A 10821-nucleotide genomic window follows, 5' to 3' on the forward strand; every position below is an offset into this window, starting at 1 on the left:
GGTCAGGCGCGAGCCGGGCGTCCGCCTACGGCAGGTCCTCGACCAGCAGCAGGTTCTGCCCGCGGTTCCAGCCGAAGTAGTTCGAGCCGCAGGAGCTTCCATCCGGATGCTGTGTGGTCGACCAGATGGAGAACGTATGGAAGCCGGGCGTCAGGTTCGGAACGAGGCACGTCAGGTTCGCCGGGTGGTAGTGGTTGTTCTGGGTAGCACCCGTATTCGACACGTGCTGGCCGTTGATACACCCGGTGGGCTGGTAGTCGACATACAATTGGAAATAGCCCCAGCGCCCATTGCAGTTGAGCGCCGCGCGGAACGTGTCCGAGAACGTGACCTTCACCGTCTTCCCGGGAGCGCTGACGTTGTGGACGATCTGCCGCGCGCCGACGCCAGCCCATACTCCAGAGATTTCGCCGCTCGCGAAGCTCACGTTCGAGTAGGTGAGCCCCGTATTCGGGAGTTCCTCGACGAGGAGGAGCGGATTGCTCCGCTCCCAGCCCATGTATGACTCAGCGCCCGAATTCGCGGAGAGCGCGACGTCCAGCGTATGCTGAGCGGCAGAGACGTTCGGGAGGACGCAGGTCATCACAAATGGATTGAACATGTTGGCGCCGGTTCCCTGGGCGTCGTACTTGCCCGTGTAGCAGGTGGTATTGACGCCATCGAGCCGTACCATCACCGTGCCCCATCCACCGTTCTGGTTGACACCCGTGCGGAGAGTATCCGCGAACGTCACCTTGAGGAGCGTGGACGCGGACTGCTTGAGGAACGTGACCTCACGCCCGCTCATCTTGACGTACGACGTGCTGGTCGTGGCGCTCGGACCGCCAGCCTTCGAAAACGCGTAGGGCCTGGTTCCATCGAGTTCTTCGGCGAGGAGCAACGCACTGCCGTTCGTTCCAGCGCCTACGTAACTGGTTCCTCCGCTCGCGAACGACCACACATCGAACTCGTACAGGCCCGCCGGGAGTTGCTCGGTGAGGCAGACGTTCGCGAACGGCAGGTGATAGTTCTGGTTCCAACCGGCTGCGTTCGAGTTGTACTGCCGGGCGTCGCAACTCACCCCGCTGCCGTTCATGCGCACCGAGTACCAGCCGTTCCCCCCGTTGTGATTGTGGCCCACCCGGAAGTTGTCGGAGACGGTGAGCTTGATACGCGACGTGTCGCTGGTCTTGTAGATCCAGACCCGGCGTGACACGGGGACCCACAGGTTGGTGATCTCACCGGACTCGTAGCTTCCCCGTGGGTTGCTCGCCCACTTCGTCCGGAAGAAATTGGCCGCGCTGCACACGAGCTGGGTCGTCGTGACCTCGAAGTCGTCCAGCGTCCCGTCGCCGTCCGCGTCAAAGCCGCTCTTCACGGACGTGCCGCCGTACGCGCAGTTGGCGCCCGCGGGCTCGGAGTCGATCCGCACGAGAGCCTCGCCCCGGTTCGGATAATCCGTGAGGCCGTTGCACACGAACGTGGTGTTCGTCACCTCGGTGGTACCGAGCGTTCCGTCACCATCCGCATCGAAGCCGCTCTTCACGGCCGTGCCGCCCTGGCCGCAGTTCGCACTGGCCGGCGCGGCGTCGAGCCTGACGAGTGCCTCGTGACCGCTCGTGCCCATCGAACCGTTGCAGACGTACTGCGTCGTGGTCACCTCGGTGCTCTCAAGCTGGCCGTTGACGTTCACGTCGATGCCACCGAGGACGGCCGTTCCACCCTGGGGGCAGTTCCGGCCGGCGGCCTCGGACAGCATCTTCATCAAGTACGCCGCCCCCTTCTTCTCCTGCTCCCCGTTGCAGAGGTACTGCGTGTGGGTGACTTCGGAGTCCCCCTGCAGCCCGTCGGCGTTCGTGTCGAGCCCGGACAGGACGGCGGTGCCACCGGACGCACACCGCACGCCCGCGGCCTCGGGCATCAGCTTCACGAGGGACATGCCGCCAGTCTGGGTGCCGCTCCCGCTGCACACGTACGAGGTCTGATCCACCTCGTCGTCGTTCAGCGAGCCGTCCCCGTTGTCATCGAGGCCCGTCTGGAGCGCAGTGCCACCCTGCGGGCACCGGGCTCCCGGCGCCTCCGGAATGATCCGCACGGCCGCGTTCTTGCCATTGGCGCCCGGCACCTCCGAGGGCAGAGTACACGAGGTGATCGCGAAGACGAGACCGGCCACGACAGACGGACGCCAACTCCACTGCTGGGACATTCAACCTCTCCTGGATTGCAGAAACGTGGGGCACACCGCATCGCGGCCCGTTCACGCCTCAGTGCGCGCAAGAGAACTTTGTTTGCCCGATCACCGTCAAGACACCGGACCTGTACCGGCGAGGCGCCAGGAATAACGGCCGATCAGCAGGCAAACATGCTTGATTCATATCATGTGAGAAATTGGATTGGCTGTATCTCAGACGTTGCGACAATTGAGTTGCACCAGCAACGACTTGGGCGCCAACGTGACTGGAGAAGCAGACAGCATTCGGAATGGAGGGCTCCGCTGCCCGCTCGTTCCCCAGCCACTCCAGAATGGTCCGAGATGCCCTCCGTCCAGAGGGGCTCCAACCAACTGGCTACGAGTAGAACCCCTCCCAGTACTGTCGCATCCCTTCTTCTTCATCGCATCGGCGAGCGTACACGCGTGTCCCGGCGAGGGGCCTGGCCGTCCCATTCCTGGACTTTCCGTGTCGGTCCCGCCCGGTACACTGCGTTCCGTTCGCCTCTCCCGACTGAACGCCCCATGACCGCCGCCCAGACCGCCAAGACCCTCCTCGCCCGCCTTCACGAGGCCCACCCGGGTGCCCGCTACGAGCTCAACTGGAGCACCCCTTTCGAGCTGCTCGTCGCCACCATCCTGGCCGCACAGTGCACGGACGAGCGCGTCAACCGGGTGACCGCGACCCTCTTCAAGAAGTATCCCGGCCCCAAGGCCTTCGCCGAGGCCGACACCGCCGCGCTCGAGGAGGACCTCAAGCCCACCGGCTTCTTCAAACAGAAAGACGAAGTCCGTGCAGGCCATGAGCCGCGAGCTGCTCGCCAGCTTCGGTGGCGAGGTGCCCCAGACGATCGACGAGCTCATCACCCTGCCCGGCGTGGCCCGCAAGACGGCCAACGTCGTGCTCAACACCGCCTTCAACCTCCCCTCGGGCGTCATCGTCGACACCCACGTGGCCCGCGTCAGCCAGCGCATGGGGCTCTCCAAGAAGGAGAAGCCCGAGGAGATCGAGAAGGAGTTGATGAAGCTCGTCCCCCAGGAGCAGTGGACCTTCTTCGGGCCCGCGACCGTGCTGCACGGCCGCTACACCTGCACGGCGCGCAAGCCCAGGTGCGAGGCCTGCCCCATGACCGACATCTGCCCGAAGCTCGGCATCGAGGAGAAGTAGCGGGGTTCACCTGGCGGCGCGAGCCACCCGCGCGAAGTGGTGGGCGAGCCGCTCGAGGAGCTCCCGGTTCTCGGCCTCGGCCGAGCGGAGCTTGGGGAGCTGGGAGCGCAGCTCGTCGAGGTTCTTCTCGTAGAGCTCGACCAGCTCCTCGGCGCCGTGGGTGAACCAGCGGTCGAGCTCGTCCGCGGTGAGCTCCAGGTGGAACTGGAAGCCGTACGAGTCACCGAGCCGGAAGGCCTGCTGGGAGTAGCAATCCGTCGAGGCCAGGAGCGTGGCCCCGGGCACGGCCTTGAAGGTGTCCTGGTGCCAGTGGGCCACGGTGGTGCGCGGGCGCACGCCGGCAATCACGGGATCGGCCAGGGCCTCCTTCGTCCAGCGCACCGGCCCCACGCCCACCTCGAGGCCGTTCTTCCCCACGAAGACCTCGGAGCCGGCCGCGGCCGCCAGGAGCTGCGCACCCAGACACAGGCCCAGCACCGGGAGCCCGAGGGCGAGCCGCTCGATCACCAGCGCCAGCTCCTCGCCGAGGAAGGGATGGCGATCCGCCTCGTAGACGCCCATGGGGCCGCCCAGCAGCACCACCAGCTCCGCGTTCAGGTCCTCGCGCTTGACGGTGCGGAAGCGCTTCACCAGCGTGAAGCCCGCCGCCTCCAGCGCAGGACCGAGCAAGCCCGGCCCCTCGTGCTCCTCGTGCTGCATCACCACCGCGCGCATGGCGCCTCCTGGATGGGAGTCCGCGCGCAGACTACCCCACGGGAGGCCTACCAAGGCCCCACCCGGAATCCCGGATGAAGCCTTCATCGCCGCGGAGCGGGGCTCCGAGCCGTTACGGACAGGGAGAAGTGCAGACGAGCTGCCCGGTGATCGGGTGCTTGTAGCAGGTGGGCGCGCAGGTATCGGCCTGCACGGGGGGGGACGCGAGGCCCATGCCCAGGGCGATGGCGGCGACGGCGAGGAAGAGAATGCGCTTCATCCAGTGCTCCTTCGGGGGGTAAGGGGGTGAGGCTTGGAGAGCATAACGGCGCGGCTCAGGGCCGTATGCCTTTTTCAGCTCTCTCCAATATTTCCTGTTTCCACACCCGAATAAACCTCCTCAGTGAGGAAGGATATAAACCCACACGAAAGGCTGGCACTGGGAATAAACGCTGAATATCCATCTCGCGCATGGGAAGGATATCAGGAGCCCGCAACCGCAATCATGAAGAGACGCGCTCGCGGCTGCTGCAGCGCGTGGCGCAGCAGCTCCTCGTGGCGGGAGGCTCGCACCCGAGCCTGCGCGTGCTGGCGGAGGGGGCCGGAGTGGACCCCGGGACGCTGAGGCACTACTTCGGCGATCGCCAGGGCGTGGTGCAGGCCGCCTTCGAGTACCTGCTGAAGTTCGGCCAGGAGCGCCAGGCCTGGGCGAAGTCCCTGGCGGAGCTGCCGGCGAGGGCGGCCTTCACGCAACTGCTGGGGCAGATCGCCGCCGCGTGGTCGGGGGCACTGGGCGGCATGCACGCCGCGGGCTTCGCCGAGGGCATGGCCGACTCGGGGCTCGGGCAGATCTACGTCTCGTCGATCCTCGAGCCCACGCTGAGGTCCGTCGAGGAGTTGCTGATCATCTTCCACACGCGAGGAGAGCTGTCCGTGCCGGATGCGCGGGTGGCCGCGCTCGCGTTGATGTCTCCGGTGCTGCTGGCGCTCTTCCACCAGCATCAGTTGCAGGGCCGCCGTTGCCGTCCGCTCGTCCTGGAGAGCTTCATCGAGCAGCACCTGGACGGCTTCTTGAAGGGCTACGCGAAGAGCTAGTTCCACACGTCATTCCACCTGGGAGTTGTCCATGCGTTCACCGCGTTTATCGACGGTGCTGGTCTTGTTGTGCCTTGTCGCGGGCTGTCAGTGCGGCCCGGCGGGGGTTCCCATCGTCCCGGAGAAGGTGGTGGGGCACTGCGTCTACATGAACAGGTTCAGCAGCCTCGAGGAGTGCCGCGACTATGTCGGTGAGTGGACCGACGAGGCCGCGATGGAGGACTGTGAGGATCAGGGCTCGACGGCGGAGCTGGGCTCGGCGTGCAACCTGGAGGAGCGGCTGGGCTACTGCTTCCTGGGTGGCGAGAACGAGCAGTGGACGCGCATCAGCTTCCCTGGAGTGGATGCGCAGAAGTGCGGCTCCATGCAGCGCGGGTGTGAGCTGTTCGGCGGCGGCGTGTTCGACCCGGCGCCCGTGTGCGGTGGGCAGGTGGTGGACTCCGGCGGCGGGACGGGGCTGCCCACGTTCCAGCAGCCGGTGCTCAATTGTGTCGACCCCAAGCAGGGCGAGCCCCCTGGGATGTCGCCGGGCGGGAAGGTCTGCACATGGGAGATGATCTCCGGCGCCACCGAGCCGGGCCGTAGCTTCATGGACTACGCGAGCTGCGATCGCGTGCGCACGCAGCGCCCGTACTATCCGGTGCCGCCCGCGCCGGACGCGGAGCGGGAGGATGCGCGCCTGCGGGATCCGGCGTACGTCGCGGAGGCCAACTGGGTGAGGTCGCAGATCGAGTCGACGGCCTGTGTCTGCTGCCACTCGACGCGTGCGCCCCAGGGTCCGTCGAACTGGTACGTCGAGTCGCCGGGCAACTTCATCAACTCCTTCCACCCGAGGGGCCTGGCCATGGGCGCCGGGTGGATCGACACGGTGGGCTTCGGCGCGTACCCGCGAGAGCAGAACAACGGCTTCTCGCGCGCGGGTCCCGAGAATCCCCACGACTCCATCTTCGTCACGACGGATCCGGCACGGATGCTGAGCTTCTTCGAGACCGAGCTCTTCCACCGGGGCTACAAGCGTGAGGACTTCGCCGACCAGACGTATGGGGCGGGTCCGCTGGATGCGCAGCGCTTCTTCCGGCCCACGCTCTGCGAGAATGGAGAGGGCGTCGCCGCGGATGGGACGCTCTCCTGGAGGGGTGGCAAGGCGCGTTACGTGTACGTGCTCGAGGCGGACGCCGCGTCGCCGACGGTGCCGCCGAACCTCGATCTGCCCGAGGGCACGCTCTGGCGCATCGACGTCCCGGTGGACGGAACCCCCGTCACGAGCGGCACGGTGCGGTACGGAGTCGTCCCCTCCGGCCTGTCGCAGCGCTTCCCGGCGTCCGGCCGGCCCGACTCGCTGACGAGCGGGAAGACGTACTACCTCTACGTGCTCGCGGACATCATCGTCCCGGTCACCCGCTGCCTCTTCACCATGCCGTGATGGAGGGAGGGGCCGGTCCTCCGTGCTCCCGGGACCGGCCCCTCCACGATTTCTGCACGAACATTCCCCGGGAGGTGCACGGGGCATCCATTCGTGTTGCACCGCCCTGCCCCACTCTGGGCCCATGAGCCCAGACACCCTTCCTCCCACGCCTACGCCGCCGCCACCGCGTCCGCCGTCGGACTCGCCGGTCCGGCGGGCGTTCGGGTGGCTCGTCCGCCACCACGTCTTCGGCAGCCTCTTCATCGTCGTCTTCGCCACGGCGGTCATCGCCAGCCAGGTGGCGGACCGGACGGACTTCGCCAGCTCGGAGCTCGCCCGGGACGTGGAGGAACGCTGGGGCGCCCCCGTCGTCCAGCCGGCGCCCTCGCTGCGCTACGTGCAGAGCGGCACCATCTTCACCGAGCTCAAGCCCCTGCCCTTCGACAAGCAGCACGTGCAGGTGCAGTCGCGGATGAACTACCGCAAGCGGGGCCTGCGCTACTTCTCCGGCTTCGACTTCACGCTCTCGGCCGACTACGCCGTCGTCAACCGCGAGGGCCACGACATCGACGTGGCCTTCATCTTCCCCATCGAGGTGGACAAGTCCCAGGTGCTCCTCTCGGAGCTGCAGTTCCTCGTCAATGGCGCCGAGTCGGATCTGGATCTCGGCGAGTCCGGCAACCGGCTCGTCTGGACGGGCCGCATCACCCAGGGAGCCACCAACACCTTCTCCATCCGCTACCGCGCCCGGGGGCTCGACTCCTTCATCTACAAGCTGGATCCCGCCCTGCCGGCCCGTGACGTGCGGCTGCACCTCGCCGTCGAGGGCGGCGAGAACTTCGACTATCCGCCCCAGGTACTCTCGGCCACCCAGGTGGAGACCGGGCGCGGCACGGTGTCGCTCGACTGGGCCTTCCAGTCGCTCGAGTCGGGTGTGAACCTCGGCGTCATCCTGCCCTCGGTGGAGGCGTACGACATCGTCGTCTCCACCATGGCGGGCCGGGCTTGGGTGCCCTTCATCGCCCTCATGGCCCTGCTGGCCGCCTTCAGCATCCGCCACCGCAGGCCGCTCGCCTTCTACGAGTCGTACCTGCTGGCCGCCGCCTACGGCTTCTTCTTCGTGCTGCTCGCCTACCTCGCGGCCTTCATGAACTTCTACGTGGCCTACGCGCTGGCCACCCTGGGGCTCGGCGCGGCGGTGGTCCTCTACGTGAAGCGCCTCTTCCCCCAGGAGCGGACCTCTCACCTGGCGGGCACCTGGGCGGCCACCCTCGTGGTGCCCACCACCGCCGTCATCCTCCAGGGCTACACCGGCCTCATCTACACCCTGGAGATCCTCGCGGCGCTGCTCGGCCTGATGGCCCTCTCCACCCGCGCGAGTGTGCGGGCCCTGCTCTCGGATCTCCCACCCGGCGGTGAGCCGCCGCACGCCCCCGTCACCCAGGAAGCGAGGTGAACCATGTGGACTTCTTCTCTCGTACTCGGATTGCTGCTGACCGCTTCGGCGAGCTCCCCTTTCGCACCCCCGGTCTCGGGCTCCGCGACCGTTCCCCTCGAGGAGCTGCTCCCGCTGTACGCGAAGCGCCCGGAGCAGGCGCCGCCCGCGCCGCCCACGGACGCCCTGGTGGTGAAGAGCCAGCTCAAGGGACGCCTCACCGCGGACGCGCTGCTGGTGGACGCGCACTTCGAGGTGGAGGTGCTCGCCGGCGAACGCTGGACGCAGGTGCGGCTGATGCGGCTCGACGCGGACACGTACCTCACGTCGCTCCCCTCGCTGGAGAACGCCACGGTGGGTGCGCTGGAGGACCATCTCAGCCTGGTGACGCGCGAGCCCGGCCGCTACAGCTTCGACGTCAGTCTCGTGCTCCGGCCCCAGGGCAGCGGCGCGGATCGCCAGGTGCAACTACGCTTCGGGCCCCAGGTCACGCCGGTGCCGCTGCGGCTGGAGGCGGATGCCTCGGCCTTCACGGTGACCGAGCCGCCCGCTTCCGGGAGCGAGGATGCCGACGTGTACCCCCGGCAGGGCGTGCTGCGGATCGGCTGGCGCACGGCCGTCGCGCCCAGGGTGGCCCGTCAGGTGGTGCGTCCGCCGCTGGAGCCGAGCATCCCCGAGGCCCATGCCTCCTGGGTGTCCACGCTGGAGGGGAAGGCCTCGGTGCGCGTGCGCTACGCCCTGCGGCTGGATCGCGAGCAGGAGCTCGAGCTGGAGCTTCCCGAGGGCCACCGGCTCGAGCGGGTGCTGCTCGACTCCGTGCCCCTGGTGCCCGCGGAGAAGGACGGCCGGCTGAAGCTGAAGGTGGCTCCGGCGCGGTTCGGGGAGACGGAGGCCTCGCTGGAGGTGGTGCTGGCGAGGGACCTGGGCGTCTTCCACCTGTCGGGCCGGCTGAAGCTGGCACTGCCCCGGGTGTCCTGGCCCGTGGCCACGGTGCGGGCGCGGGCGCACTTCCCGGCCGTCTTCAACTACCGGCGCGAGGGCGGCAGCATGGAGCAGTACGAGGAGACGGGCGCGGACGGCGGGCTGGAGACGCAGACGCCGCTGCCCGGCAAGGTGATCCACTTCCGCCAGTACCTCGTGGCGGCCTCCGCGCCCACGCTGGAGCTGGGCTACTCGGTGGACATCTCCCAGAGCTACTTCCGGTGAGGGGATGACCGCCAGCCTCCGGACGCGAGCATCACCAACTGGTCCTACTGTTGGACCAGTTGCTCGCGCTCGGGGAGGGTCTCCTGTCCTGAATTCACCGCCGCGAGAAGCGCACGAGGAGGCCATCGCGTGGGAGGGGAATCGGGAAGGTCATCAGGCTCAGGTCCTGTCCGGGGACGAGCTCCCACTGATAGCCGCGCAGCAGCAGGGCGGCGACCACGGCCATCTCCACCATGGCGAAGTGCTGCCCGACACACACCCGCGGTCCACCGCCGAAGGGGATGTAGACGCCCTGCGGATTCTGCTCGCAGCGCTCGGGGCCCATGCGATCCGGATCGAACCGCTCGGGGGACGTCCAGGAGGTGCCCTTGTGCGCGCCGCGGATGCTCAGTGACACCTGCCACCCCTGGGGGATGCGGTAGCCGCCGTAGGCCACGTCCTGCGTCGTCACCCGGAAGGCGCCTCCAATGGGCGGGATGAGACGCATCACCTCCTGGATGACCTGGTGCAGGTAGGGCATGGCCCGGAGCGCCTCCAGCGTCAGGGGGCCCTGTCCCGCCACCTCCCGCTGCTCCTTCCGGCACCGCTCCAGCACCTCCGGGTACTGCGCCAGGAGCATCATCAGGTTGGAGGTGGCCGTCACCGTGGTGTCATGGCCGGCGAAGAGCAGGAGCTCGAGCTCGTCGAGGATGGCCTCGCGAGGCAGCGGCCGGCCGTGCTCGTCCCGCGCCGAGAGCAGTGAGCCGAGGGTGTCGGGAGGCTGCGTGGCCAGCTTCTCGCGCTCGGCCACCAGCGAGCCGAGGTACGCGCGCATCTCCTTCTCGGCGGCGACGCCCCGGCTGAAGGCCGTGAAGGGGATCTCCAGCGGCACGGCGGCGAAGAGGCCCGCCACCCATTGCTTGAAGAGGCGGCTCATGTAGGCCGGGTCCACCCGGCTCTCGCCCATCATGAGGACGATGGCCACCTCGAACACGAGGGCGCGCACGGCGTCCACGGCCTTGAACGGCTGCGTGCCCGAGAGCCACTGCTCGCAGTGCCGGTGCACGAGGGCCTCGATGCGCGGCACGAAGTGGCGCATGGCGGCGTAGGTGAAATGCGGAGCGAGCAGGCGGCGGCGCTCCAGGTGGGTGCTGCCGTTGAGCATGGCGACGGACTGCTTGCCCAGCAGCTTCCGGGCGCTCGAGTGCCAGCGGTTGCGCAGGTACTTGTTCTCGCCGGCGAAGATCCACCGGACGGCCTCGGGGCCGAGCAGGAAGACGATGGGATCGCCCAGCACGTGGGAGCGGAAGACGTCCCCATGGAGGCGGCGGCGCTCCTCGAGGAACTTCCCGGTGTTCTGGATGAAGGCGAGCGTCTCGCCCAGGAGCGGGAGTCCCGAGCTGCCGGGAGGCAGCGGCAGGTGGGAGATATCGGCCGGCGTGTCCATGGCCCTTCGTATGCCATGGGGCGAGAGGCGGAGAACAGGCGTGGCACTCGACTCGCCTGGCTGACCTCAGCGGTGGTTCGCGGCGTGGCCCTGCCCGGGAGTACCCCCTGGAGCAGGAGACCTGCTGGGTAGAGAGGGCTTGATCGCCGCACACGAATGCGCCGCGCCGTGTTAAAGTCCCAACGCTTCGGGAGCCCCGACATCC

8 protein-coding genes and 1 pseudogene are annotated in these 10821 nt (G+C 67.9%); 5 read left to right on the forward strand and 4 right to left on the reverse strand.

Going from position 1 to position 10821, the window contains the following annotated elements; all coding sequences use genetic code 11:
• Positions 1–25: 25 nt before the first annotated feature.
• Positions 26–2185 carry a DUF7151 family protein gene (locus ACN28I_RS06510; protein WP_420941242.1) on the reverse strand — a complete coding sequence of 720 codons (2160 nt, stop codon included), beginning with the start codon at positions 2183–2185 and terminating at the stop codon, positions 26–28.
• A 528-nt stretch (positions 2186–2713) separates the two neighbouring features.
• Here ACN28I_RS06510 and nth point away from each other — a divergent pair.
• Positions 2714–3356, forward strand: a pseudogene (gene nth / locus ACN28I_RS06515) (endonuclease III).
• Between the two features lie 6 nt (positions 3357–3362).
• On the opposite strand, the gene ACN28I_RS06520 reads toward nth, so the two are convergent.
• On the reverse strand, positions 3363–4070 hold the full coding sequence (locus ACN28I_RS06520) for a glutamine amidotransferase-related protein (RefSeq protein WP_420941243.1): 708 nt from the start codon (positions 4068–4070) through the stop codon (positions 3363–3365).
• Between the two features lie 112 nt (positions 4071–4182).
• On the reverse strand, positions 4183–4329 hold the full coding sequence (locus ACN28I_RS06525) for a hypothetical protein (protein WP_420941244.1): 147 nt from the start codon (positions 4327–4329) through the stop codon (positions 4183–4185).
• A 191-nt stretch (positions 4330–4520) separates the two neighbouring features.
• Here ACN28I_RS06525 and ACN28I_RS06530 point away from each other — a divergent pair, with 191 nt between their 5' ends.
• From ACN28I_RS06530 to ACN28I_RS06545, 4 genes are all read left to right on the forward strand, one after another.
• Positions 4521–5144 (forward strand): TetR/AcrR family transcriptional regulator, encoded by a 624-nt coding sequence (locus ACN28I_RS06530; protein WP_420941245.1) that lies wholly within the window; start codon positions 4521–4523, stop codon positions 5142–5144.
• Between the two features lie 31 nt (positions 5145–5175).
• Positions 5176–6567, forward strand: coding sequence for a hypothetical protein (locus tag ACN28I_RS06535; RefSeq protein WP_420941246.1), 1392 nt, complete (start codon positions 5176–5178; stop codon positions 6565–6567).
• 124 nt (positions 6568–6691) lie between these two features.
• Positions 6692–8005, forward strand: a complete 1314-nt coding sequence (locus tag ACN28I_RS06540; RefSeq protein ID WP_420941247.1) for a hypothetical protein — start codon at positions 6692–6694, stop codon at positions 8003–8005.
• 3 nt (positions 8006–8008) lie between these two features.
• A complete protein-coding gene (locus tag ACN28I_RS06545) occupies positions 8009–9190 on the forward strand; it encodes a hypothetical protein (RefSeq protein WP_420941248.1) in 1182 nt (393 codons plus the stop codon).
• 94 nt (positions 9191–9284) lie between these two features.
• On the opposite strand, the gene ACN28I_RS06550 is transcribed toward ACN28I_RS06545, so the two are convergent.
• Entirely contained in the window at positions 9285–10616 is a 1332-nt protein-coding gene (locus ACN28I_RS06550) for a cytochrome P450 (RefSeq protein WP_420941249.1), read from the reverse strand.
• Positions 10617–10821 lie beyond the last annotated feature (205 nt).

It is taken from the genome of Archangium gephyra (assembly GCF_049060025.1).
In the GTDB taxonomy this organism is placed as follows: domain Bacteria; phylum Myxococcota; class Myxococcia; order Myxococcales; family Myxococcaceae; genus Archangium; species Archangium gephyra_A.

Excerpts from the sequence above, each read along its gene's own strand:
- ACN28I_RS06530 (WP_420941245.1), top strand. The coding sequence starts at position 4,521 with ATGGGAAGGATATCAGGAGCCCGCAACCGCAATCATGAAGAGACGCGC.
- ACN28I_RS06510 (WP_420941242.1), bottom strand. The coding sequence starts at position 2,185 with ATGTCCCAGCAGTGGAGTTGGCGTCCGTCTGTCGTGGCCGGTCTCGTC.
- ACN28I_RS06550 (WP_420941249.1), bottom strand. The coding sequence starts at position 10,616 with ATGGACACGCCGGCCGATATCTCCCACCTGCCGCTGCCTCCCGGCAGC.
- ACN28I_RS06525 (WP_420941244.1), bottom strand. The coding sequence starts at position 4,329 with ATGAAGCGCATTCTCTTCCTCGCCGTCGCCGCCATCGCCCTGGGCATG.
- ACN28I_RS06545 (WP_420941248.1), top strand. The coding sequence starts at position 8,009 with ATGTGGACTTCTTCTCTCGTACTCGGATTGCTGCTGACCGCTTCGGCG.
- ACN28I_RS06520 (WP_420941243.1), bottom strand. The coding sequence starts at position 4,070 with ATGCGCGCGGTGGTGATGCAGCACGAGGAGCACGAGGGGCCGGGCTTG.
- ACN28I_RS06535 (WP_420941246.1), top strand. The coding sequence starts at position 5,176 with ATGCGTTCACCGCGTTTATCGACGGTGCTGGTCTTGTTGTGCCTTGTC.
- ACN28I_RS06540 (WP_420941247.1), top strand. The coding sequence starts at position 6,692 with ATGAGCCCAGACACCCTTCCTCCCACGCCTACGCCGCCGCCACCGCGT.